Annotated in this window: 26 protein-coding genes and 1 riboswitch; of the genes, 16 read left to right on the forward strand and 10 right to left on the reverse strand. The window is 42.3% G+C overall.

The annotated features are described in order from the left end of the window. Nucleotides 1-37 precede the first annotated feature (37 nt). Nucleotides 38-1,372 carry a branched-chain amino acid transport system II carrier protein gene (gene brnQ, locus FFL34_RS12005; protein ID WP_138603638.1) on the forward strand — a complete coding sequence of 445 codons (1,335 nt, stop codon included), beginning with the start codon at nucleotides 38-40 and terminating at the stop codon, nucleotides 1,370-1,372. A gap of 77 nt (nucleotides 1,373-1,449) precedes the next feature. Here the strand turns inward: brnQ and FFL34_RS12010 are convergent, their stop codons facing one another. Next, entirely contained in the window at nucleotides 1,450-3,024 is a 1,575-nt protein-coding gene (locus FFL34_RS12010; RefSeq protein ID WP_138604734.1) for an FMN-binding glutamate synthase family protein, read from the reverse strand. 575 nt (nucleotides 3,025-3,599) lie between these two features. Further along, nucleotides 3,600-4,487: a DMT family transporter gene (locus FFL34_RS12015; RefSeq protein WP_138603639.1), complete on the reverse strand. Its 888-nt coding sequence runs from the start codon at nucleotides 4,485-4,487 to the stop codon at nucleotides 3,600-3,602. 239 nt (nucleotides 4,488-4,726) lie between these two features. Here FFL34_RS12015 and FFL34_RS12020 point away from each other — a divergent pair, with 239 nt between their 5' ends. After that, nucleotides 4,727-5,719, forward strand: a complete 993-nt coding sequence (locus FFL34_RS12020; RefSeq protein ID WP_138603640.1) for a sodium:calcium antiporter — start codon at nucleotides 4,727-4,729, stop codon at nucleotides 5,717-5,719. A 55-nt stretch (nucleotides 5,720-5,774) separates the two neighbouring features. Here the strand turns inward: FFL34_RS12020 and dapA are convergent, their stop codons facing one another. From dapA to FFL34_RS12050, 6 genes are all read right to left on the reverse strand, one after another. Beyond that, a complete protein-coding gene (gene dapA / locus FFL34_RS12025) occupies nucleotides 5,775-6,659 on the reverse strand; it encodes a 4-hydroxy-tetrahydrodipicolinate synthase (RefSeq protein ID WP_138603641.1) in 885 nt (294 codons plus the stop codon). Between the two features lie 117 nt (nucleotides 6,660-6,776). Next, a riboswitch (Lysine riboswitch) is annotated at nucleotides 6,777-6,961 on the reverse strand. Nucleotides 6,962-7,097: 136 nt separating this feature from the next. After that, nucleotides 7,098-8,201 carry a sensor histidine kinase gene (locus tag FFL34_RS12030; protein WP_234031563.1) on the reverse strand — a complete coding sequence of 368 codons (1,104 nt, stop codon included), beginning with the start codon at nucleotides 8,199-8,201 and terminating at the stop codon, nucleotides 7,098-7,100. Continuing rightward, nucleotides 8,194-8,877, reverse strand: coding sequence for a response regulator transcription factor (locus FFL34_RS12035; RefSeq protein WP_138603643.1), 684 nt, complete (start codon nucleotides 8,875-8,877; stop codon nucleotides 8,194-8,196). The genes FFL34_RS12030 and FFL34_RS12035 overlap by 8 nt, the downstream gene beginning before the upstream one ends. Before the next feature lie 154 nt (nucleotides 8,878-9,031). Next, nucleotides 9,032-9,646 (reverse strand): peroxiredoxin family protein, encoded by a 615-nt coding sequence (locus FFL34_RS12040; protein WP_138603644.1) that lies wholly within the window; start codon nucleotides 9,644-9,646, stop codon nucleotides 9,032-9,034. Between the two features lie 15 nt (nucleotides 9,647-9,661). Next, nucleotides 9,662-10,405 carry a cytochrome c biogenesis CcdA family protein gene (locus tag FFL34_RS12045; protein WP_138603645.1) on the reverse strand — a complete coding sequence of 248 codons (744 nt, stop codon included), beginning with the start codon at nucleotides 10,403-10,405 and terminating at the stop codon, nucleotides 9,662-9,664. Further along, nucleotides 10,405-11,046, reverse strand: coding sequence for a hypothetical protein (locus tag FFL34_RS12050; protein ID WP_138603646.1), 642 nt, complete (start codon nucleotides 11,044-11,046; stop codon nucleotides 10,405-10,407). Before FFL34_RS12050 ends, FFL34_RS12045 begins: the two co-directional genes overlap by 1 nt. Nucleotides 11,047-11,414: 368 nt before the next feature. Between FFL34_RS12050 and FFL34_RS12055 the strand changes: the two genes are divergently transcribed. The 10 genes from FFL34_RS12055 (at nucleotide 11,415) to FFL34_RS12095 (ending at nucleotide 19,312) form a co-directional block, all read left to right on the forward strand. Next, the gene (locus tag FFL34_RS12055) at nucleotides 11,415-12,569 is read left to right on the forward strand and encodes a betaine/proline/choline family ABC transporter ATP-binding protein (protein ID WP_138603647.1); all 1,155 of its coding nucleotides are present in this window, start codon (nucleotides 11,415-11,417) and stop codon (nucleotides 12,567-12,569) included. Nucleotides 12,570-12,582: 13 nt separating this feature from the next. Then, on the forward strand, nucleotides 12,583-13,227 hold the full coding sequence (locus FFL34_RS12060) for an ABC transporter permease (RefSeq protein ID WP_138603648.1): 645 nt from the start codon (nucleotides 12,583-12,585) through the stop codon (nucleotides 13,225-13,227). 2 nt (nucleotides 13,228-13,229) lie between these two features. After that, a complete protein-coding gene (locus tag FFL34_RS12065) occupies nucleotides 13,230-14,174 on the forward strand; it encodes an osmoprotectant ABC transporter substrate-binding protein (protein WP_138603649.1) in 945 nt (314 codons plus the stop codon). Nucleotides 14,175-14,176: 2 nt separating this feature from the next. Beyond that, entirely contained in the window at nucleotides 14,177-14,821 is a 645-nt protein-coding gene (locus FFL34_RS12070; RefSeq protein WP_138603650.1) for an ABC transporter permease, read from the forward strand. Nucleotides 14,822-14,962: 141 nt separating this feature from the next. Continuing rightward, nucleotides 14,963-15,520, forward strand: coding sequence for a GbsR/MarR family transcriptional regulator (locus FFL34_RS12075; protein WP_138604735.1), 558 nt, complete (start codon nucleotides 14,963-14,965; stop codon nucleotides 15,518-15,520). Then, complete coding sequence (locus tag FFL34_RS12080; protein WP_138603651.1) at nucleotides 15,513-16,406, forward strand: beta-keto acid cleavage family enzyme; 894 nt, start codon at nucleotides 15,513-15,515, stop codon at nucleotides 16,404-16,406. Before FFL34_RS12075 ends, FFL34_RS12080 begins: the two co-directional genes overlap by 8 nt. Before the next feature lies 1 nt (nucleotide 16,407). Then, nucleotides 16,408-17,376 carry a 3-hydroxyacyl-CoA dehydrogenase NAD-binding domain-containing protein gene (locus FFL34_RS12085; protein WP_138603652.1) on the forward strand — a complete coding sequence of 323 codons (969 nt, stop codon included), beginning with the start codon at nucleotides 16,408-16,410 and terminating at the stop codon, nucleotides 17,374-17,376. A 69-nt stretch (nucleotides 17,377-17,445) separates the two neighbouring features. Continuing rightward, nucleotides 17,446-17,919 (forward strand): thioesterase family protein, encoded by a 474-nt coding sequence (locus FFL34_RS12090; RefSeq protein WP_234031490.1) that lies wholly within the window; start codon nucleotides 17,446-17,448, stop codon nucleotides 17,917-17,919. Nucleotides 17,920-18,197: 278 nt separating this feature from the next. After that, nucleotides 18,198-18,626: a D-alanyl-D-alanine carboxypeptidase family protein gene (locus FFL34_RS18835; RefSeq protein ID WP_267900369.1), complete on the forward strand. Its 429-nt coding sequence runs from the start codon at nucleotides 18,198-18,200 to the stop codon at nucleotides 18,624-18,626. A gap of 14 nt (nucleotides 18,627-18,640) precedes the next feature. Next, nucleotides 18,641-19,312, forward strand: coding sequence for a D-alanyl-D-alanine carboxypeptidase family protein (locus FFL34_RS12095; protein ID WP_267900370.1), 672 nt, complete (start codon nucleotides 18,641-18,643; stop codon nucleotides 19,310-19,312). 73 nt (nucleotides 19,313-19,385) lie between these two features. On the opposite strand, the gene FFL34_RS12100 is transcribed toward FFL34_RS12095, so the two are convergent. Continuing rightward, a complete protein-coding gene (locus FFL34_RS12100) occupies nucleotides 19,386-19,883 on the reverse strand; it encodes a hypothetical protein (RefSeq protein WP_138603653.1) in 498 nt (165 codons plus the stop codon). Nucleotides 19,884-19,891: 8 nt separating this feature from the next. After that, nucleotides 19,892-20,068: a hypothetical protein gene (locus FFL34_RS18285; RefSeq protein ID WP_171046354.1), complete on the reverse strand. Its 177-nt coding sequence runs from the start codon at nucleotides 20,066-20,068 to the stop codon at nucleotides 19,892-19,894. 124 nt (nucleotides 20,069-20,192) lie between these two features. Here FFL34_RS18285 and FFL34_RS12105 point away from each other — a divergent pair, with 124 nt between their 5' ends. The 4 genes from FFL34_RS12105 (at nucleotide 20,193) to FFL34_RS12120 (ending at nucleotide 25,182) form a co-directional block, all read left to right on the forward strand. After that, entirely contained in the window at nucleotides 20,193-21,746 is a 1,554-nt protein-coding gene (locus FFL34_RS12105) for a spore germination protein (RefSeq protein ID WP_138603654.1), read from the forward strand. Further along, nucleotides 21,746-22,849: a GerAB/ArcD/ProY family transporter gene (locus FFL34_RS12110; RefSeq protein ID WP_138603655.1), complete on the forward strand. Its 1,104-nt coding sequence runs from the start codon at nucleotides 21,746-21,748 to the stop codon at nucleotides 22,847-22,849. The genes FFL34_RS12105 and FFL34_RS12110 overlap by 1 nt, the downstream gene beginning before the upstream one ends. 63 nt (nucleotides 22,850-22,912) lie before the next feature. Beyond that, nucleotides 22,913-24,016: a GerAB/ArcD/ProY family transporter gene (locus tag FFL34_RS12115; protein WP_138603656.1), complete on the forward strand. Its 1,104-nt coding sequence runs from the start codon at nucleotides 22,913-22,915 to the stop codon at nucleotides 24,014-24,016. Beyond that, a complete protein-coding gene (locus FFL34_RS12120; RefSeq protein ID WP_138603657.1) occupies nucleotides 24,013-25,182 on the forward strand; it encodes a Ger(x)C family spore germination protein in 1,170 nt (389 codons plus the stop codon). The genes FFL34_RS12115 and FFL34_RS12120 overlap by 4 nt, the downstream gene beginning before the upstream one ends. Nucleotides 25,183-25,196 lie beyond the last annotated feature (14 nt).

A 25,196-nucleotide genomic window follows, 5' to 3' on the forward strand; every position in this document is an offset into this window, starting at 1 on the left:
ATAATTCTTCTAATTCACTTTTGGAAAGGAGAGAAGGATGAATAAGCTGACATATAAAGAACTCATGTTCATTAGTCTTATGTTATTTTCCATGTTTTTTGGAGCGGGAAACTTAATTTTTCCAGCTTTCTTAGGGCGTTCGGCCGGAATGGAGATGTGGGTTTCCCTTAGTGGCTTTATTATTACAGCTGTAGGATTACCTATTCTGGGAGTAATCACGGTTGGGAAGGTTGGTAGCCTGAACACGTTATGTTCCCGGGTTCATCCTTGGTTTGCACTTGTTTTTCCGATTTTAATCTACCTTTCGATTGGTCCAGGCCTAGCAATCCCAAGGGCAGGAACGATTGCTTATGAAATGGGAATGAGTCCATTTTTGCCAGCAGATTTAGCGGATAAGCCAATGATGCTGTTTCTATATACTATTCTATTTTTCTCAATCGTACTAGGCTTAAGTTTATCACCATCTAAGCTTGTGGACCGATTTGGTAAATTACTCACGCCTATACTGTTAACGTTAATCTTCATCATTTTTATCAAAGCTGTTGTCACACCTATCGGGTCGTTCAAAACGCCGAATGCCACCTATGATAAGCATTCTTTTTTTCAAGGTTTTTTGGATGGGTATTTAACGATGGATGCCCTAGCTGCACTTGTTTTTGGGATTGTCGTAGTTAATACTATTCGTTCCAAAGGTATAACACGTTCGTCATTCATTTCTAAGTATATGATAGTTGCAGGACTTGGCGCCGGAGCGTTACTGGCTTCTATTTATAGTATTCTGGGTTATCTTGGTGCTTCCAGCTCTACAATAGGGGAGGCAGAAAATGGCGCGCAAGTGTTAACGATTGTCATGAACGCGTTATTTGGCCAAATGGGAACGGCGTTATTAGGTCTGTTATTCACGTTAGCTTGTTTATGTGTTTCGATTGGTTTGGTTATTTCATGTAGTCAATTTTTTTCCGGGATTTTTTCTGTCCTTTCTTATAAAGCTTGGACAGTGGTAATGACCATTGCCAGTCTGGGCGTAGCAAATTTGGGATTGAATCAAATTCTAGCAGTCTCAGAACCAATATTGGGTGCAATCTACCCGATAGCTGTTGTTCTCATTATACTAGGATTGCTTGGGAACATTGCCCGGTCAGTCTATCTTTCAACCATTGTGTTTACAGGTTTATTCAGCTTGACTGAAACAATAAACCATATCTTTTTACGTGATTCATTAGATGAACTATTAGCATATATCCCACTATATCAGGCAGGAGTCGGTTGGATACTACCCGCTTTGCTTGGATGTATGGTCGGGTTAGTCATCTCTGTATTGTACAAGCCGACTACAGCGCAGAACTTGAGTTATACAAAAGATATAGGTTAACGGAGCGCTGCAATAGTGAAAAATAAAATGGAGTATGCCACGACTGCAATGGCATTCTCCATTTTTATGTTTGAACATTAACTTATTCCGGAATAATTATTCATTTTAGTTACTGCGTTAAATCGATCTTTATATACGATGTGTTCTCTGTCAAACTTTCGTGGGGAATCAATTCCGGCTACCGCAGCCATTTCAAAAACACTTTGCCGCAATGCGATTAAATAGTTACATACGCGGAATTTCTTTTCTTCGACACTTAATCCATTTTGTAATTTAGGATCTGTTGTAGCAACACCGGCAGGGCATTTATTTGTATGACAAACCTGCGCCATAATGCACCCTACACTTAACATAAAGCCACGGGCAATATTAACCATGTCAGCACCTAGTGTTAAAGCCATTACTATTTTATCCGGTGTCAATAATTTCCCGGAGGCAATAATATGGGTGCGATCACGTAAACCATATTTTTTTAACATATCATCAAGTAATGGTAGTCCTGCAAATGTTGGTAAGCCAACTGCCTCTGCTAATCCATAGTAGGTTGCACCTGAACCACCATCTCCACCATCTAATGTTATAAAATCGGGTACGATATCTAATTCTTTCATGGTCTTAACATAGTCTTCAATTTGTGCTTCATCACCGATTACAATCTTAGTTCCCACTGGTTTGCCGCCGACATCCCGCATTCTATCTAGAAACGCTAATAAGCCTCTAGCATCATCGAATTCATGAAAACGATTGGGACTATTGATTGTCTCCCATGGTGTGACGTGGCGAATTTCAGCTATTTCCTCTGTCACCTTCTTACCATCAACATGACCGCCTCGCTGTTTTGCGCCTTGGGCTAGCTTTAATTCAAATGCCTTTATTTGTTTTATTTCACTTTTTTGTTTAAATGCTTCCCAGGAAAATGCTCCATCAACCGTACGTACACCGAATAACCCAGAGCTGACTTGCATGATCATGTCAACATCACCAGCCAAATGATAAGGCGAGACACTACCTTCTCCTGTATTCATCCATGTTCCTCCAGCAAGCCCCAACCCTTTTGACAAGGCTGTAATTGCATGATCTCCTAATGAACCATAGCTCATGGCGGATTGTCCGATGAACCCCTTAATTGTAAATGGGTTTCTAACGGTATGCTTACCAAGAATAATAGTGTCATCCTCGGCTAAGTAAAAAGGGTCTAAATCGCCTTTTTCCGTGTGTTCCTTACGACTAAATAAGTTTTCATTATCTATTTTGTATAATCTAGTATTAATTTTTGGGAATTGGTCGATTTTCATTTCTTCCTGTTGCTTAGGAAACATACTGTTGACGATATACATTCCTTCTTCATTGTATGGGCGCTCTGATCCATAACCAATCATCCGATCATTATATTTGGCTGCTTTATATACATACTCAAACTCTCTCCGGTTAAACGGCCTTCCCTCATTGTTGTTATGAAATAAATATTGTCTAAATTCCGGACCTACCTTTTCTAGGATATAGCGAACCTTTCCCAACACAGGGAAGTTTCTTAATATAGAATGTTGTTTCTGTTTTACATCGTGGGAATAGATACGTAGAAAAAAATATAGCGGTACAACAAGCGCCGCTCCTATGATTACGATAATAGTAATTAATAATCCATTTGTCATTAGATCAGCAACCTTTCTCAAACTTATGACACCTGTAAATAATTTAATATGATAATCCGATTGAATTTATTCTTTAGTCCTAAACAGAAAATCCATCACAACGCCAAACAGTGGTACACCATCAGTTACTAAAATACAGGAAAAAGTATAATGGCAAGGATTACTATAGCGTTAGCCACGGTGAACTTGACAAACCCCTTTATAATATAGTCAATGATACACACCTACCTTCCGCCAATAGATGAAATCGGCTTACGTTTTTCTCTTGATCTTACAAATGTGCTACTAGGAAATACTGTTCAATATTCCGTGTTACATCTCTTATTATTATAATAGTAAAATTTTAACTATAGGTAAAATTAATTATAATTATTTAAGTGATAAGTAAAGTGCTATGTAAGGGTGTGTAGTCGGGCCAATTTAGGAGCGGCGTTAGCAGCATTGTGACCAATCCTAAGAATAACCGCAGTGAAAGCAGGAACAAGGCGGGTTCTTACGTGATAATAGATGCCGAATAAGAGCGGTTGTTGGCGAAGGGTTTGATTGTAACCACTGAAGTGTAGGCTGGAAACCAGTTACTCCCGCAGCACTTGACGGCTTCGTTTCCGGCGTTGGTAGGTCGCAAACATTACACCGCCAACAATAAACAGTGAACCAATTATTTCCGGAGTGGTGATTGGTTTTTGCAGCAAAATAACTCCCATGATCATCGCAATGAACGGCTCCAGGTTGGATAAAATGGAGGCCTTGGATGCATCGGCATAACGGATGTTTTGATTCCATATCAGTGTTGCGATGCCATGAACTACAATTGCTGTCACGATCAGAAGTCCCCAGCCTTGCCAATCCTCGCTCAGTTCCACGGGATCATCCATGACAAATACGAAAGGTAATGACACAATAAAACCCGTGACATTGGAATAAAACGTTGTGATGACAGGACTTACGCGTTGTGACAACATACGTGTAATAATAATCAGAATGGCAAATGACACCATTGTGCCGACAATCCACAATAAACCTGGTTCAAAATAGAGTGTCGCTCCTCCTTTGGTCACCACAAAATAAATACCAATAATCGCCACAACGGATCCAAAGAGCATACGTGATGTGAATGTTTCCTTCAGAAAGGCAGATGCTAAAAATCCTGTCAATATAGGAGCTGTGGCAAGAATCAGTGCCGAAGAGGTGGAATCTGCCGTCACGAGTCCTTTAAAAAATGTTAGCTGATTGATAAATACCCCGACGACACCAAGCAGAAAGATCCATGCCCAATCACGGATTGAAATTTTCCGAAGTCCTTGTGTTGGTAAAATAAATATAATTAGGAAAAGGACGATGAACAATAATCGGAGTGATGTTAGAACGGCTGGCGAGAAGTCATTTACAAGTATTTTCCCGAAGACAAAATTGCTTCCCCAGGCGGTCACACAGAATGTCAGCCACATATACGTTTTGAGCATGGAATTCACCCTCCCTGTCTTCATAATGCTAACTGCTTCATTTTAGCCAATTTAAAATACGCTCACAAATAAAACAGCTTATCCACTCTCATTTCTTGGCTAACCAACATAATTATAATAGCTATCTATTGTATCCGGAGCAATTTTGGTTAGTTATACGATTAAATCTGTAGTAAGATGTTCGTTAGGGAAAACCTCTGCAGGGTTACATAGGTCTGCTAGTTGAAGGAGTTGTTACGGTGGTATATGTATGGTTCGTATTAGCAGCTGCGGTAACGGTTTTTACGGCGAGAAAATTATCACGATATGCGGATGTTATCAGTGAAAAAACGGCGATGGGCGGTATGGCTGTTGGAACGATTCTGCTAGCTGGTGCGACATCGCTTCCGGAAGTGACCACCAGTTTTTCGGCGGTAATGATTGATAATATTGATATAGCGATTGGGAATATGGTTGGATCCAATCTTTTTAACGTATTCATACTTGGCGCTTTCGATTTGTTTTATAGAAGGCAGCAACTATTTCACCTTGCCAGCAGGAATCATAAATATACAGCATCGTTAGGGTTCATACTGATGATGTTGGTTTCATTGGCACTGATGTTACGTGTGGATTATACTATAGCCGAAATAGGTGTGGACGCATTACTGATTATAATTGTTTATATTGTCGGTATGGTGGTCATCAGTAAACTGCCACCGCCTGCTCTCCATCACGAAGAAACAGCTGATGCACAAGATTCGAGCGGAGACAAAGAGTCCATTTCTGTTGGACATGCATTCGCGGGTTTTGTTGTGTCGGCATTGATTATCCTAGGAACAGGAACACTGCTTTCGGTGACGGGGGACCAAATTGCTGTTATGACCGGAATGGGTTCCAGTTTTGTTGGCAGTTTTCTCATAGCTGCAACAACCTCCTTGCCGGAAGGGGTGTCGGTCTTAGCAGCACTAAGGTTGAAAAATGTGAATTTAGCCGTCGGCGCTATTCTTGGCAGTAATATGATGAACATGCTGATTCTTGCCTTATCAGATGTGGTTTACAGAGAAGGATCGATGTTAGCTGATGGAAGCAGGTCACTTGTACTGTCCGTGATTGGTGGGATGATACTTGTCTTGGTTGTTATTGGGGCTCTAACGCGGAAACGTTCGCAATCCGCAATGACCTACAGCATTCCTTCTATGCTGATTATAACCGGCTATTTTGTCGTTCAGTATATGGTATTTACAAGCTGACCAAATAGCAAAATAACAAGCCGGTTTGTACAGACACAAACCGGCTTATCACTCATTAACTAACTTTTTTCACATAGGACTGCAGCAGTTGATGTAACGCCCTTTTTTCCTCTTCGTTTAGGGGAATCATTGGCAGGCGTACATTGCCGACCGTAACTCCTTGCATGTTGAGGGCTTCTTTAAGCGGTGATGGGCTTGGCTGTGCAAACATGGCTTTCATGATTGGAAGAATATGCTGATGGATCGATGCAGCTTCCTGAACGTTGCCATGCTTATAGCTGGTAATCATGTCCTGCATCTCATTCCCGACAATATGGGAAGAAACTGACACCACTCCGGCTCCACCGATAGCCAACGTTGGTAACGTCAGGCTGTCCTCCCCGGTATATAAGGTGAATTCAGGAGACGTTTGACTAATTATTTTTGTCATGGCATCCAAATCACCACTTGCTTCTTTGATTGCTACAATATTAGGAACCTTGGAAAGTCTGACGGTTGTTTCAACAGAAAGGTTCACAACGCTGCGTCCAGGGATGTTATATAGCATAACAGGCAGTGTTGTTGATTGGGCAATCGCTTGAAAGTGCTGAAACATTCCTTCTTGAGAAGGCTTGTTATAGTAAGGTGTTACGACCATAATACCGTCGACCCCTGTGCTTTCCGCCTGCTGTGTTAAACGGATGGACGCTTTTGTGCTATTGGAGCCGGTTCCGGCAATAACAGGAACCCTACCATTAGTTACTTTGGCAACAAAAGCAAATAAGTCTAATTTTTCATCCGTTGTTAACGTAGGGCTCTCACCAGTTGTGCCAGCTACAACTAATCCTTCCGAACCGTTAGTAATTAAATGGTTGACAAGTGTCCTGGTAGCGTTAAAATCAATGTCACCGTGCTGATCAAATGGGGTAACCATAGCGGTTAATACTTGACCGAAATACATCACTTCACATCCTTTAAAAATTTTTACGTTTGAATGGTGAAGGACTGTTTGATAATCGAACACAAAAAAGCAACAACGAGGGCTTCGCTGTTGCAGTTAAAGCATTGTTATCCGCAAACGTAAGATAGCCCTTCATATAGTTTCACTTCCTATATGACAGTACTGCGTTTCTTCAACACAGTCCCAGCTTCAAAGAGAATGAGACGCTTTGAAGCTTCGGCAAATTCCCCTTTCCACAATCATCAACGGGACTCATTTCCCTCTTTTTGTGTACTGATGGTCTTTGCACCTCTATCCTTACTTCAATCACATTGAAATAGGATTATTTAATTAAGTTTACCATAGCAAAATTTACAAGCAAATACAAGGGGTTTTCATAATTTTTAAATAAAAAATATCACAATCCGGTGTGAAAGGAGGAAAGGGTTCATACTTAAATCAGTTTGCTCCTTCAATGCTGGAAATGGGAAGTGTGAACCAGAACGTGTTGTACCTCTCATTCGTTGTTAAACCAATCCGACCGTTATGCTGCTCGATGATTTCTTTAGCTATAGCCAGTCCAAGGCCGCTACCTCCGTATTGTCGGTTTCGTGCGTCATTGCTCCGATAAAAGCGTTCGAATATCCGCTCCTGATCCTCTGCAGGTATTCGTTCACTCGGACCGCTTACGGATAGGTGATAATAGCCGTATTCTACTTTACCCTCCAAACGGATGGTGTTTTCGTTTTCGCCCTTGTGATAATGGATAGCATTTTCGATTAAATTATTGATAACTTGCCGAATTCCTTTGGCGTGAACGGACATCTCACAAGATTCCGCATGAACATAGATGTCCAGGTGTTCTCGCTCCAGCTTCCACTGAAAAACAGCGGTGCATTGTTTTATGAGCTCTGCGACATCGACATTATTATACTCGGTGTAAATACGGGAGGACATATCCCCCCACTCTTTTAGCATTTCCATCTGTTCTGTCAAATCCATTAAATGCTTGGTTTCTTTGTGGAGCGCTTCATACAAGGCTTGACTTCCTTGCATATCCCCGTCTCGCAATGCTTGCAGATACCCGTTCAAGTTGGTTAGCGGGGTGCGCAATTCATGCGATAGATCGGAAATCATTTTCCGGCGAGTTTCCTCGTTGGCTTCCAGCTGACGAATGAGTCCATTAAAGTGCGTTACCAATTCGCCAACTTCTCCATGTGCTGTTTCCGCTGTGGGTTCCGGATATTTGCCCTTTTTTAATTGCATAGTAGCTTCAATTAAGTTTCTGATCGGTTTGATTAACTTTTTTGTTGAGTAAAAGTGAAGCAGACTGCCTAATATAAACGTCATAATGGCAAATATGAGCAAGTAATTAAACAATGTTTGATTAAATAGGCTTTGCTGCTGACTATTGAAATCGCTAATCGCACCTACAAGAGAACAAGCAGTATAATAGGTAGCCAGGCCGCTTAGCAGAATAACTGAAGCGATCATTACGATATTCAGTGCGGATAGCCTCCACAGAAATCCTTTTGGCAGCAGTGACAAAATTCGTTTAACCACTTGCAAATTTATACCCCATTCCTCGGACAGTTAGGATGCGTTCTGGTGTTGACGGATTTGTTTCTATTTTTTCCCGGAGCTTTTTAATATGCGCGTCGATTGTCCGATCAAGCACTGTATCTTCGGCGTGCGGATACAGTTGGTCAATCAGTTGTTCACGATTATGCACGATATCCGGGTGCTGCATGAGAAAGTAGAGAAGGTTAAATTCATGTTTTGTCAACTGGATTGCCTGATTATATAGTAAGACTTCTCCTTTTCGCGGTTTGATACATAACCCGTTATGCACAATCTTTTGGCAGTGCTGGCCTGTCCGGCGCAGGACTGCTTCGACATGGGCTATAAGTTCATCAGGTTCAAAAGGCTTAGTAAGATAATCGTCAGCCCCCATTTTTAGTCCGGCAATTTTGTCATCGACTCGTGATTTTGCTGATAGCATGATAATCGACGTTTCATTCTGTTGGCGGGATTGCACCCATTCACAAAAAGCCTCCCCGCTCATGTTCGGAAGCATCAGATCAAGAATAATTAAACAGGGACCGTACTGGATGTACGCGTGTTGTGCCTCTTCGCCGTCTGATGCCTCCACAACGTCATAATCATGTTTTTCCAAATGCATCCGTATCAATCCGCGTATCATCTGATCGTCTTCCACCACTAAAATGGTCTGTTTCATCTCGAACACCTCAGTGCAATTTTAGAAGATAAGAAACTATAAAATTTTTAGCGATATAACTTTTACTTGAAAGGCCACATCCGGCTTCGACGTACAGGACGTCGCGTTCTTAGTCTGCAAGGGCGCTTGTGCCTTTGTTAACCAAAACCACTTATTACTTCATCTTTTCAAACTCCTGCACCATCGTTTCGTAATTCATTGCACCGATTCGCTTGTATTGAATTCTACCTTTGGAATTTATAAAGTACGATGTTGGTATGGGCTGTATTTGATAATTTTTGGCTACATCACTTGTTTCATCCATTAATATTGGAAAAGTCATACCGTACTCATCAACAAAATCTGTTACATCGCTTCGTCGGGTTTCAGTTTTAGTAAGATTCACCGCTAGGATTTCTACGTCTTTATTCTCATAAAACTTCTGTAAATCCGGCACTTCCGCTTGGCATGGGGGGCACCATGATGCCCAGAAATTCAGCACAACGCGTTGTCCGCGATAATCAGATAGTAAAACCTGTTCTCCTTCGAGTGTTTTTAATTCAAAGTCGGGTGCAATGTTTCCATTCTGAAGGCCGACGGTATCCGAGTTGCCACTGTCCTCCGGTGCATCGCCCTCTTCTTCGGTAGTATCATTTGTCTGAGTACCTTCCTCAACACTGGTGAAACTACTGTCATCTGCTGTGCTTGAATCATCACTACTGATTACTAAATCATAGACTGCCCACACAAACATGCCTGTTAGTACAACAATAATCGCTGTTTTTTTCATTATTTTAACCTCCCATTAACCTAAGTTTGATAGCCATGTATCCTGAACCAACTTGAGCAGCAGGTTGGAAATGCGTGTCATCTGTCCTGTGAAAAGCAGGACGCCCATAAAGATCATAATGGATCCGCCAATCTTCATAATCTTTTCGCTTTGTCTGACAATCCAGCGGGTCGAGCCAAGGAAAAATGTCAGTACGAGAAATGGCACGGCAAAGCCAATGACATACATGATGGTGTATAAGGTTCCTTGCCCTGGGTTACTGGCTGCAATAACCAGTATAGAGGCAAAAATTGGGCCAATACACGGTGTCCAGCCAGCCGCGAATCCGATACCGACGAAAATGGTTCCCACGTAGCCGACAGGTTTTTTTGTAAATCGGAAACGTTTTTCTTTCATAAACGATGTAATATTAAGCCAACCAGCTACAAAGAGGCCCATCAAAATAATAAAGATACCCGCCAAACGCTGCAGGAATAAGCCGGAATCCCCGGTCAAAAGTCCTTGAATCCATTGGCCAAGAAATGATACACCGACACCAAGCCCTATAAATACAAGGGATACGCCAATAAGGAAAAATACGGAGTGAATCAGTAATTTACTGCGAATTTTTATATCTCTGTTGTTTTCCAATTCTTTCACACTCATGCCGGTTATGTAAGATAGATACGCCGGAAAAATTGGCAGTGTACAAGGGGACAAAAATGACAACATTCCTGCACCCAATGCAAGCCAAATTGTTACATCTGAAGCTCCAGCCATTATGATATCCTCCTTCTGTTATAAATAAATGTGATGATGCTTGTTGCGAAGACAAGAAATAGAAACCATTCCGGCATCGTGTAACCATATAATGCCGTATATGGCATCGTATAGGCAATGATTAACTGACCAGCGCTCCAACCGGTTAAAATAACGCATGCCATTAGAATGGGTGATAATTTTTCATGCGTTATCAAAAAGACAACGATTAAAAGCAGCAGTAACCCCTGATGTCCCCATGCGAACGTATTTTCATGCCAGACAAGGTCAATAAATTCGTAGAGGAACGCTGAACCAAGGAATACCGGTACAAAGGATGCTAGAATAACGGAATAATCCATCGATTTGCGTTTAACCTGATATATGATATTGATCGTTGTCAGCAGAACCGCGATAATAAAAGCGGTTGAACTGCTTGGATACGCCAATACTGCCAGTGGATTAGTAAAAAACAGGGGAAGGTGGATTAACAATTTTCCCACCCACACAAATAAAATAAAATTGATGAGCAGTGATGTAATGCTTTCCAACTCTTGTTTTTTCCTCGCTTGTTTGGAAGGACTCGAAATATAGTGGAAAATCAGCCCACCAATCAAACTTACGATTATGATAGATACATTTTTAACCATCCATGTGTTCATTGTATTCCTCCATTTGTTTCCCATTATAGCGCAAGTATGTGAAAGTTTAATGAAAAACAATCATATTCAGGAACAAATCCCATTTACAGTTGTGCTGTTGATGTTTAATAAGGCAGATCACACGGTCGATAATGAAATCCCTGTGTCACGTCCTAAACAAGGAGCCTGCCCTCGTTTCAATCAGATGTACATCAAATCGGGAGGAAATCAAAGCAATTCTACGATATAAACTTTATTAACTTTATACAATAAAAAATGTATAGATTTTTAAAAGTTTATGAACTGAAATGCTTGTTTTCTGTGTTGCTACCAGTGCCGTATACTTAACCAAGTGATGAGACGAAAGAAACTTATGGAGGTGTAAAGCATTGCTAGCGTTTGAGAATGTATCTAAACAGTATGCTGACGGAACATCGGCCGTCAAAAATCTTAATTTAAATATAGATAAAGGTGAGTTTGTTTGTTTTATCGGCCCGAGTGGTTGTGGTAAAACAACGACAATGAAAATGGTTAACCGGCTGATTGATATTACCGGAGGCAGCATTTGCGTAGATGGAAAAGATATAAAAGAGCAAAATGCGGTTGAACTGCGCCGATCCATCGGCTATGTGATCCAGCAGATTGGCCTGATGCCGCACATGACCATTAAGGATAATATTGTTCTTGTCGGTACGCTTCTGAAATGGTCTAAAGAAAAGAAAGATGAACGTGCACGCGAACTATTAAAGCTTGTGGATATGCCTGAAGAATATTTGGACAAATATCCGCATGAATTGAGTGGTGGACAGCAGCAGCGTATTGGTGTACTGCGTGCCCTTGCCGTCAACCCACCGTTGATTCTAATGGATGAACCTTTCGGCGCGCTTGACCCGATTACACGGGATTCATTGCAGGAGGAATTTAAGAAATTGCAAAAGGAATTGAATAAGACAATCGTTTTCGTTACGCATGACATGGATGAGGCTTTGAAACTTGGTGATCGAATCGTAATTATGAAAGACGGAGAGGTTGTTCAGGCGGATACCCCGGATGAGATTCTCCGTAACCCTGCGAACGAATTCGTGGAAGAATTTCTTGGTAAAGACCGGCTGATTCAAGGACGTCCAGATGTTACGACGGTCGGACAGATTATGGATGGATATCCGGTTACAGTAAACAACGGTACAACACTGAAATCTGCCATTGCCACCATGCGTGATAAGCATGTTGATTCGCTGCTTGTTGTGGACGCAGACAATATGCTACAAGGATTTCTGGACGTTGAGGCCATTAATCTTAATTACAAAAAAGCAAATAGTGTTGAAGAGGTAATGGAAACAGATATTTTTTATGTATCCGAGGATAGCCTGCTGCGTGACACGGTTCACAAAATTCTGCGGCGCGGTGTGAAATATGTTCCAGTTGTTGATGAAAACCGGAACTTGGAAGGGATTGTCACCCGTGCAACACTTGCGAATATTGTGTATGACACGATTTGGGGCGATGGAACGGAACTGGATGAAATAGCGGCCACAGCACAATAGGAGGTGAGTGACAATGATGGAATTTTTTGCAGAACATGGTAATGAACTGGTTAATAAAACGTGGGAACACTTCTATATTTCATTAGCAGCTATGTTGCTTGGTGTACTTGTCGCGGTACCAATGGGCATTATCCTTTCAAGGGTTCCCAAATTCGCTGATCGATTCATTTCGTTCATTGGTATCCTGCAGACCATTCCGAGCCTTGCTATTTTGGCGTTTTTTATACCGATTGTAGGCATTGGAAAAATACCGGCAATTATCGCTTTATTCATTTATTCGCTACTTCCGATATTGCGAAACACTTATATCGGTATACGTGATGTCGATAAAGGGGTAGTTGAGGCAGGTAAAGGTATGGGAATGAGTAACTGGCAAGCGATTGTGAAAATGGAACTGCCGCTGTCCATTCCGGTTATTATGGCCGGAATTCGGCTGTCAACTGTTTATTTGATTGGTTGGGCAGCACTTGCAGCATTTATCGGTGGTGGCGGTCTCGGTGATTTTATTTTTGATGGGCTGAATCTGTACAAGCCATCATTAATCCTCGCAGGCACGATTCCAGCGACTATTTTGGCTGTGATTGCGGACCGCTCGCTTGCGGTACTGGAAAATAGCCTTACACCTAATGCGTTAAGTGAATCGCAGGAGGCAGCATAATAATGGAGGTGAATACGGTGAAGAGCGCATTATTTAAGGGCAGCATTCTATTGCTTCTTATTTTAACACTAACTGGATGTACATTGCCGGGTCTTTCCGGAACATCAAAGGATACCATTAAAATCGGATCATTAACACAGTCAGAATCCGAACTTATGGCGGAAATGCTGTCCATTATGATTGAACGGGAAACCGATGCTAATACCAGCCTTGTTACAAAACTAGGTTCATCCATTGTGCAGCACCAGGGTATGAAACGTGGCGATATTGATATATCAAGCACACGTTATACCGGGACAGATATATCAGGTGCGCTTGGAATGGATCCGATTAAGGACCCGGAAAAGGCATTAGAAGTCGTTACGCGTGAGTTCGACGACCGTTTCAATCAGACATGGGCGGAAACTTACGGGTTTGCGAACAGTTATTCCATTGCTGTAACGCAGGAATTCGCTAAAGAAAATAATATTGAAACGATTTCTGATCTTAAACCGTACGCCGACGACCTGCGTTTTGGTGTTAATAACGCCTGGGTTAACCGGGAAGGTGATGGCTATGACGGGTTTAAAAAGACTTACTTTGACTTCGGCGACGTTTTCCCGATGAATCTTGGTCTGGTATACCAGGCAGCTGCCAGCGGAAATATGGATGCTGTTCTGGCGTATTCAACCGATGGCCGGATAAAGGAATTTAACTTGAAAGTGCTTGAAGACGATAAGCAGTTTTTCCCGCCATATGATGCGTCACCGGTTATTAACAATGAAACTCTGGAAAAGTATCCTGAAATAAGTGAGATTACGAAGCGGCTGAGCGGGCAGATTTCAACGGAAGAAATGCAGGAATTGAATTATAAAATGGATGTGGAACGAAAGAACCCAAAGAAAATTGCAGAACAATTCCTGAAAAAGAATAATTACTTCGAGAATACCGGGAAAGGAGGGGATTGATAATGGACACACTACAAGAATTGATGCATTACGTCGGTGATAACGGCGAATATATATGGACACAATTTTACAGGCATTTTCTGATGGCAGCATACGGGGTTCTGTTTGCAGCCATTATTTCGGTCCCCTTAGGTATTCTGATTGCTAAATACGGTAAATTAAGCAGTTGGGTGCTAACATTTGGAAGTATTATCCAAACCATCCCGGCGCTCGGTGCTATGGCAGTCATCATGCTCGTCATGGGGCTTGGAACCAATACAGCGATTGTGACGCTCATGTTATATTCCATCCTACCGATTACGCAAAATACGTATGTTGGTATGAAAAGCGTTGATAAAACAGTCGTTGAAGCAGGTCATGCTTCTGGAATGACTAAATTTCAATTGTTACGGATGGTTGAATTGCCACTTGCTGTCAGTGTGATTATGGCCGGCGTTCGAACAGCATTGGTCATCGGTATTGGAATTGTTGCGATCGGTGCCTTTATTGGTGCTGGAGGACTTGGCGCCATTATCGTGACAGGTACAAATGCGACAGATGGAACACCAATTATATTGGCAGGAGCTATTCCTACAGCATTAATGGCCATTATCGCTGACTTACTTCTGGGATGGTCCGAACGCTTATTGCAGCCAGGTAAGAGTTAATGATTATAAACTTTATAAAATTTTTGTTGTAAATAGTTTATATTTCTCTTGCCTCTTCTTGTTTCCGTATGTTTGGATGTAGACAGGTCGAAGCAGTTTTGATTGGGAAGGAGGTCGGGTCGTATGAAAATGGGGGAAGATATGGACAATAAATTGGAAAAAATTGAAGATGTCCGAACGCAATTTATTGAGAAAATAACAGATAATATGAATGCCTTTGGTGCATCAACGAGTGTCGGACGGGTACTGGGAATTATTTATATGAATCGGGAGCCGATGACACTGGATGATTTGTCAGCTGAAACCGGAATGAGCAAAACAAGGATGAGTCAGGTCGTCCGAGAAATGATTGATATGAATATTGCTGAACGTGTTTTTAAGAAGGGTGTCCGGAAAGATTTATACACGGTGGAAGAAGATTATTATCAGACGTTTATCTCTCTATTTACGTCCACTTGGCAAAAAGCGATCAGTCGGAGCCGACACTTTGAGCAGCGCCTAAATAACAAGCTTGATGAATTGCAACAACAACAGGATCTGACAGAAGAGGATGAACAAGCGATTAATGAATTGTTGGCAGAACTTCACGAATGGACGGAATACTATGATTGGATACGTCGCGTAACAGACTTTTTTGAGAGCGGCGAAATATTTAAACATGTACCAAAAAAACGGACAGGAGGAAATGTAAATGAGTAAAAAAGTAATTCTTTCAGCAGCGTTGACAGGAGCAGGAGATACGACAGCCAAAAACCCGGATGTTCCTGTGACGCCAAAAGAGATAGCAGATTCAGCAATTAAAGCAGCCAAAGCTGGGGCTACAATCGCTCATCTTCATGTGCGTGACCCTGAAACAGGTCAAATGAGTCATGATGTGAACCTGTTCCGTGAGACGGTAGAACGTATCCGTGAATCGGAAACAGATGTGATTATTAATATCACTTCAGGCGGTGGCGGTGACTGGGTTCCAAGCGATGCCGATCCGACCAGAGGCGGTGAAGGAACGGACATGCAGACACCGGAGGAGCGCCATGAACCAGTTGGTGAACTTCTCCCGGAAATGTGTACCCTTGACTGCGGCAGCACCAATTTCGGTAATATGCTTTATGTTAGCCCAACAGACTGGCTGCGGAAACAGGCAAAGCTCGTTCAGGAAAGTGGTGTAAAGCCTGAACTGGAATGCTTTGATACAGGTCATGTACGCTTTGCCAACCAGCTTATAAAGGAAGGGTTAATTGAAGGTGATCCTTTATACCAATTCTGTCTTGGTATTCCTTGGGGTGCTGCGGCTGATGCAGAGACATTGGCATACTTAAAAAGCCGTATTCCCGAAAACGGCAGATGGGCAGCGTTTGGAATCGGTCGTATGCAAATGCCGATTGTAGCGGAATCCATCCTGCAAGGCGGTAATATTCGTGTCGGCCTAGAGGACAACCTGTACTTGAAAAAAGGACAGTTGGCAACAAACGAACAACTTGTAGACAAGGCTGCCGGTATTGTTGAAACCCTTGGATCAGATATCATGACACCTGCTGAAGCTCGAAAAGAATTAAATTTACGCAACCCATATGGAAAGGAAGACTAACATGACATCAACATCATCGATTAAACAAGTAACCGTTGTCGGGACAGGGGTCATCGGCAATGGCTGGATTACACGATTTTTGGCCAATGGCTTTCGCGTTGTTGCATCAGACCCCGCTCCGGAAGTGGAGGCTCGTACACGTGATGCAGTAAGTCGTGCGTGGTCATCTATGGAAAAAATGGGATTGGCAGAAGGTGCCTCACAAGATAACCTCTTTTTCGAGCCGGATCTAGAAAAGGCACTGGCTGAAGCCGACTTTGTTCAGGAAAATGTTCCCGAACGCGAGGAATTAAAACGAAGCGTTATTGCGTCGATTGATCAATTTGCACCGAAAGAAGCCGTCATCGCATCTAGCACATCCGGTATTTTGCCTAGTACCTTGCAGGCTGATTGTGCACACCATCCCGAACGCGTGATTGTTGCACACCCGTTCAACCCGGTTTACCTTATGCCGCTTGTTGAGCTTGTTGGTGGTGAGAAAACGGATGATGCGTTTGTTGAAAAAGCTAGACAATTTTACGAGTCCATGAACATGAAACCACTCGTCGTTCGTCAGGAAATAGAAGGCCATATTGCCGACCGGCTGATGGAAGCAATTTGGCGCGAATCACTGCACATCGTTAATGACGGTGCAGCATCAACAGAGGAAATCGATGCGTCCATCATTTATGGTCCGGGTCTGCGCTGGGCATTGATGGGGCCATTCATGACCTTGCATATGGGTGGCGGAAAACAAGGAATGCGCCATCTTCTTGAACAATTTGGTCCGGCTTTGAAGCTGCCATGGACCAAACTGGAAGCGCCTGAATTAACGGATGAATTGTCAGAGAAAGTAATAACTGGCTGTGAAGAACAGACTGGTGATGTAGAGATGGAAAAACTGGAAGAACGCCGCGATGCATTCTTAATTGAGTTGCAGCAACTATTGGAAAAATACTGGCCAGGTGCCAACTTATCAGGAAATGTATAAATTATTAAACTGTTATCCGGCGTGTAGGATGCTGGAGAGCAACATCATATGATATGAGGAGGGACTATCGTGAATAGGAGCGTGCTTATTAAGCATAACGTACCCGAGGAATGGATTGATTATAACGGTCACATGAATGACGCTGAATATGTGCGTGCCTTCAGCTGGGGCGTCGACCGCTTCATGAAGCTAATCGGTATTACGGATGAGTTCCGCGAGCAGCAAATGTATACCATTTATACAATGGAAACACATGTCTGCTATTTGGATGAAATGAAACTGGACGAACCGTTTGAAGTCCATATGCAGATGATCGATTATGATGCGAAGCGCGTGCACATATTCTTTGAGCTATTTGGCGAAGACGGTAAACGAGCTGCAACGAGCGAGCAAATGCTCATGGGAATTGATCAGGAAAGCGGTCGACCGGCACCATTCCCAGAAGAAGTTTATGAAAATGTAAAAGAACTTGCCCAGCACCATACCCCGGAAGAAAATCCGAAAGAAGTCGGACGTGTAATTGGCATCAGACGAAAAAAATAGGCCGCAACAAAGTTTCCCGAAAACCGGTATACCGGACGGGAAACTTTTTTATTTTCGAAAGGCTGGTCACCGATTTTGGCCAGAACTCGCGCGACCCGAGTGGAAAGTCGCGCGACCCGGCCCGAAACTCGCGCGAAAACCTGGCTTGCCAGTCTCGCCTTACTCATGACCCATGCGAAATATTACAATTACATAACAATTAGGTTAACCTGGATGTATACGGACAAAAATCATTTAAAATGGACAAGAATGCTGAATGGAAAAGGTGTAATCATGTTATGAAAAAGTTGTTCATCCTAATAATTAGTATCCTCGTAAGTTCGCTTCCTATGGTAACCGCGCAAGCAGCACAAAGTAGTGAGCCTCCGTCCATAACAAGTGAGGCAGCTATTATGATTGATGCAGAGACCGGTGATGTTCTGTTTGCCAAAAATGCGCATGCATCGATGTATCCTGCCAGTCTGACCAAAATTGCTACCGCTATTTATGCTATTGAAAACGGAGATTTGGATAGTATTGCAACAGTTAGTAAAAAGGCTCGGAATATAGAAGGAACAAGAGTGTATCTTGCTAAGGATGAAAAAGTTACATTAAAAAAGCTTATTCAGGGGCTCTTAATCAATTCCGGTAATGATGCGGGTGTTGCGATAGCTGAGCATCTAAGTGGCAGTGTTGCCAGTTTCGCTAAAGATTTGAATATTATTTAGAAGAAAAGGTTGGTGTGCGGGATACAAATTTTGAAAATCCACACGGCTTGTTTAACCCTAATCATGTTACCACTGCGGCGGATTTGGCTCAAATTACGAAATATGCAATGCAAAATGAAACGTTTCGGGAAATTTTCGGGACGGTAGCGTTAGAGTGGCATGGTGAGTCTTGGGATACAACGCTTTTGACCCACCATAAATTAATGCGGCAAATGCCTTATGTAGGGATTACCGGTGGCAAAACCGGCTTTGTTGATCAATCCGGATTTACGCTGGCAACGACCGCGGAAAGGGAAAATCTTAGCCTGATTGTCATTACATTAAAAACTAATTTCCAGGACAAGGCATACGATGATACGAAACATTTGCTGGATTACGGGTTTGCAAACTTCACGCGTGCTACTATTCCTAAAGCAACCCCGTTTAACGGCGGGATCCATCAATATAATACGTCGGAAAAGATAACCTACACACGCCCCTTACAAGTCCCGATAAGGAAAGAAGTAGATAAAAATGGGTTGTTAAAAATTAGTAATATGAATGGTGATGTGATTAAGCAATATCAACTGAAAAGAGCGAACTCAGAAATACCTGCAAAAGTAATGCCAGAAAACAGTGTGAATGAGAACACTGTTCTGACGGCTATTTACCACTTTTTGTTATTGTCGTCATTATCATCGTACTAGGCGTGCCACCAAAATGGAATAATAAAAGCAAACAGGAAAAAGGATTCTTATGTAGCAGACATGAGAATCCTTTTTACATTTCTTTAGTGGTATCCTGTTTGACTCGTCTAAGTAATAGCCATCGAATCACTCCAACAACGATGAGACCGATGGGCAAAAACAACATTGGCAACCACATTGGCCCAATAAGTATACCAAATATGGTAAACGTTGGGGAGAAAATTAACCCAACTGTAACAAAATAAGCAGCAAAGACGAACACGATAAACATATATGGTTTACTTTCGCCGGCTGCATCTCGGTAAGCATCCCACATCGCAAAGAAATAAAGACACGGGTAGAACATGAGCCATTGATAATCAGTGTGGTCTATGGCACTTTTAATGTCTCCATGGAAACTGAAGACGATAATTTCATTAAAATTCCCCATCACATTAATAACGACTTCAAGTGAAACAAACACAAAACCTTTAAAGTACTTGTTGTTTAGTAGTTGACCAAATCCAGGAAGGGCAATACTCCAAAGCAGCATTTCAAGTTTATCTTTATCCTTTTTAGGCTCTGTTTTCATACGCCTTGTTAGTTGGTCGCTGCTTCATGTGTGCTGCTGGCAGTTATTGCGCCTTTGGTTTTTCTTTTTACCCGTTTGCCTGTTTCGTCGATTGTCAAATGTACTGTCCGTGTTGGTGGCATATTTAATGGTAGTTCAGGTTGAAGGGACATGATCGATTGAAGAGATACATGGTTGCGTGTCATCAGACCTACCTCCTATAAAAGGTTGTAAAGCTAGTGTGGCTAGTACAAAATATCTTATACCGTATAAATTAAAAGCTTTAAGGAAAGGTAAAGGGAAACAGGTTAAAAATGGGAGGGAAAGATAATGGGGATTGGGTCATTTTTTAAACAAAAAGGGAAACAACAATCCAAACAAAAGCCAGCCATCGAGTTTGATACCGATTTAAAGAAAAACCTGGACAAGAACTTGGAAATTATTGAAACAATGCTGGAGAAGCCGAATGACCTCGTTATCCGCGAACTTTCTCTCGGACGTCCTGACTATCGCTGCGCTGTTGTTTATATTGATGGATTGGTGGACAAACCGGAAATCAACAATAATGTGATAAAGAATTTGCAGTACTATGCGGAAAAACAGGAATTGCCAAAAGATACAAATGATTTAATTAATGAAGTAGAAAAAGAGCTTATATCGACTGGTGATGTCAGTAAAGGGAAGACGCTGGATGATGTGTCATTTGCCCTACTATACGGCAGTGCCATCCTCTATCTTGACGGCATTGACCAGGTGTTAATGCTTGATCTAAAAGGATGGCAAACGCGTTCCATTGAAGAACCGGTAACCGAGTCGCTCATCCGTGGCCCGCGTGAAGGGTTTATTGAGAACCTGCGTACGAATATGATGCTGATTCGTCGGCACATCCGGGATCCTAATTTGCGGTTTAAAACCTACCAAATAGGTCGGCGCTCCAAAAAAAACCTGGTCGTATCTTACATAGAGGGGATTGTCCATCCGGATATTTTAAAAGAAGTCAATCGCCGGCTGAAAACAATAGATCTCGACGATGCGCCGGAATCCGGATTTGTTGAGCAATGGATTGAAGATAGCTTTTTATCACCATTTCCACAGATTGCTAATACCGAACGACCGGACAAAGTTGCCACAGCCATATTGCAGGGGAAAATCGCCATCATCCTCGATGGAACGCCGTTTGTTCTGATTGCGCCGCTTACGTTGGGAAACACGTTTCAATCACCGGAAGACTACAACGAACGCTGGCTCATTGGTACATTTCTTCGTTTATTGCGGTATGGGGCAGCTTTTCTAGCAATGTTTCTGCCGTCATTATATATTGCGCTGGTTTCCTATGATCCGGGAATGATTCCTCCTAAATTGGCCTTTTCCATTGCCGCAACACGTGAAGGGGTTCCGTTCCCGGCAGCGATTGAAGCGTTTATTATGGCATTCACGATGGAACTGCTCCGAGAGGCGGGTGCCCGTCTTCCGAAAACCATTGGACAGACAATCGGTATCGTCGGTGGTCTAGTTATTGGTGATGCTGCTGTCCAAGCGGGCGTGGTTAGTCCGATTATGGTTATTGTGGTTGCGGTAACAGCTATTGCAGCATTTGCCATCCCTTCCTACAGTACGACGATTGCATTTCGTCTGCTCCGGTTCGGTTTTATGCTTGCGGCTTCTTTTTTTGGCCTATATGGTGTCATACTTGTCTATATTATGATTAATATTCATATTGTCAATTTAAAAAGTATTGGCGTACCCTATTCAACTCCTTATGCTCCAACTTTCTTCCATGATTGGAAAGACCTTATACTGCGGGCGCCGATTGCTATGCAAACAAGACGACCGGCTTACATGCAAACCGTTGATAATAAGTCAAGGGATAAGGAGAAACATTGATGAAAAAGTTCGAGTATGCTGATGACCAAATCGGTGACAAGGAGCTTATGATTGCTATCCCTTCCGTTGTTATCGGCGTTGGTGTATTGTCGCTGCCAAGATCACTTGCGGAGTCAACCAATGTTGCGGACGGGCTTTTCATACTGTTTTTTGGCGGGCTGTGTGTTGTTTTTATAACGTGGTTGGTAGCAAAGCTTGCAGTACAATTTCCGCAAGAAAGCTTCTTTTCGTATACGACATCCGTTACGTCTAAGCCTGTAGCTGTCATATATACGCTTTTATTGTCTGTCTATGGGTTGTCGATGACAGCTTTTGAGACACGTGTCATTGCAGCTGTTGCCGATCAGTATTTGTTTAACCGAACGCCTTTTGGTATCATCGCGCTCACCTTTTTATTGGTCGTCATGTATGCCGTTTCAGGATCAAGGACAGGCCTGTTTCGGTTGAATATGATATTTCTTCCAATTATTGCTTTTATAACACTGCTAGTGATTATATTTAACATCGGGATGTTTGTTCCCGGTAACCTGTTTCCTGTTTTTACTACTGACTTCAGTAGTCAAGTCAGTGCATTCATTGAAAGTACCAATACCTTCACGGGATTTGGCATTCTATTATTCTACACGTCTTTGGTGAAAAGTCCCCGTAACGTCCCAAAAAAAGCTGCTGCTGGAATGGCGTTTGCAGTGGTGTTATATATTATGATTTACGTCATGTGTATAGGGGGGTTCGGTAACCTCGCAACAGGGAATCTGCTGTACCCGACCGTCGAACTCGCTAAAGACGTGCAAATACCTGGCGGGTTTTTGGAACGGTTTGAGTTATTATTTTTTGTCATTTGGATTATGGCCATTTTTAATACGTCCATTATGGCCATGGATACGGCGGTGTTTGCGCTGAATGCTCTTTTTAAAAAGAATCGTAAAATGCAGCTGATTTTCATACTGTCTCCGTTGGTATACATTGTCGGAATGATGCCGCAAAACAGCAATGAAATAGATGCATTGGGGACCTTTATGGGTGTACTTGGAGCTGCAGCCACGATTTCTGTTACAGTCCTTTTATTTATATTTCTAAAACTTAGGGCTAGGAAAAAGCAATGAGTGCGATCAGGGCGGCTACCCTCCGATGATGACAAATCGGGTGGATAAAGGAGAATCTAGCGGATGAAAAAGTTCGAGTATGCGGATGATCAAATAGGTGATAAAGAAATGATGATTGCCATCCCCTCCATTGTTGTTGGCATTGGCATCATTACGCTACCAAGAACGCTTGCAGAACCGACCAATGGTGTCGATGGAGTATTCGCATTGGTAATCGGAGGTACGTTTGCTATTTTGATGACGTGGATCGTGGCCAAGCTTGCGGTACAATTCCCGCGAGAGAGCTTTTTTTCGTATGCATCAACACTAACATCCAAACCTGTGGCGGTCCTATTTACACTTTTATTCGCTATTTATGGACTGTCGAACACCGTCTATCAAACGCGTGCCATCGCATCTGTTTCCGAGGAGTATTTGTTCGAACGGACGCCTTTTGATGCTGTTTCCCTTACCTTTTTATTGATTGTCATATATGCCGTTTCGGGGTCAAAGGTCGGGCTGTTTCGACTAAATATGTTGTTTTTTCCAATTGTTGTATTTATTAGCTTACTGGTGATACTGCTTAATATTGGGCTGTTTATTCCTGAAAATTTGCTTCCTGTTTTGACGACCGACTTTAACAGCCAATGGAATGCATTAACAAAGAGCACTTTTTCTTTTATGGGGTTTGGGGTTCTTTTATTTTATACGTCATTAGTAAAAAGTCCCCGTAATGTTCCGAAAAAAGCTGCAGTCGGTATGTCGGTTGCAGTTGTGTTATATATCATGATTTTTGTCATGTTCATCGGTGTGTTCGGCAATCTTGCTGCAGCGAATTTGTTGTATCCAACCGTGGAACTAGCCAAAGACGTGCAAATACCTGGCGGGTTTTTCGAACGGTTTGAGTCGTTGTTTTTTGTTATTTGGATTATGGCTATTTTTAATACGACTGTAATGTTCTTTGATAGCGCGATATTTGCGTTGAATGCACTATTTAAAAAGAATCGTAAAATGCAGCTGATTTTCATACTGTCCCCATTGATATACATTGTGGGCATGATTCCGCAAAGCACCAATGAAATTAGTGCACTCGGCACCTTTACTAGTATGTATGGGTTTGCTGTCGTTAGTTCCACGGTGGCGGTTCTCTTTATTGCGTGGAAAGCGAGGGGTGGGATTAAGAAATGAACCATCATCATCAACGTGTTTATCTGCTCATGGCTTTGTTGCTGGTACTGTTTCTTGCGGGATGCTGGGACAGGGTGGAGATAGAAGATCGCGGTTTTGTCGTTGGCGCGGCAGTGGATTTGCCGAAGAAAAGCGCAAAGAAAAATGAAATAAAACTTACCAATCAATTTGTTGTACCTTCTGGTTGGGGATCACCAAGTCAGGGATCATCGGGTGAAGACCCGGCTTATGCTAATATAGCAGCCACAGGTAAAAGCTTGTTTGCGATTGACCGGAAAATGGCAGCCATGACAAGCCGTTCACCATATTTATCGGATATGAAACTGATTGCTGTTTCAAGTGAGTTGGCTAAGACGAAGCTGTTCGAAAATGTCATGGATTTGTTCATCCGTGATCAAGAGATGCGCAGAGGTGTCAAAGTGGTCATTGCCGAGGGTGATGCAGCCGGAATATTAAACATCGTTCCTGAAAGTGAAAAACTTCCCGTCATGCATATTGAATCGGTCATGGAAAACAATTTTCAGAATCTGGGTAATCTCAAACCGCTCCGGGTCGGGGATTTGCATGAACGTTTGCTAGGAGAAAATAGCTTTATTATTCCAAAAGTCATGAAAAAGGGAGATAGTATGAAATATCAGGGAGCAGCCGTTTTCCATGGGAATAATAATCGTATGGTCGGCGCTATGAACGTTCAGGAAACAAAGGGCTATAATTTGCTGACAGGTGAGGTGAATGGCGGATCGATTAAAGTGAAACATGATGATGAATCGATTACATTAGAACTTAAGAAAGTGAATAGTTCGATGAAAGTCCGTGCTACAAAAAAACCGGTTATCGATGTTTCCATCCATACGGAGGCTCACGCAGAAATAGCAGAGAGTTTTACCACTAACAGTCTACGGAGTGAAAAAAAGTTTCGGGCTGTTGAAAAGAAAGCGAAGAAGAAAATGGAACAGCTAATGAAAACGACGATCCAAAAGGCCCAGGAAGATTGGAAAACAGACATTCTAGGTGTTGGCGAAAAACTGCATAAATATCATTATGATGTATGGCAGACAGTGAAGAAAGATTGGGACAAGGGCAAGAATTACTTTAGTGAAGCAAACATTGATGTTACGGCAAATATAAACATTCAAACAACAGGTATTACTGAGCAAACGAAGTAATTAGGAGGAAGGTG

The sequence above is a fragment of the Lentibacillus cibarius genome (assembly GCF_005887555.1).
In the GTDB taxonomy this organism is placed as follows: domain Bacteria; phylum Bacillota; class Bacilli; order Bacillales; family Amphibacillaceae; genus Lentibacillus; species Lentibacillus cibarius.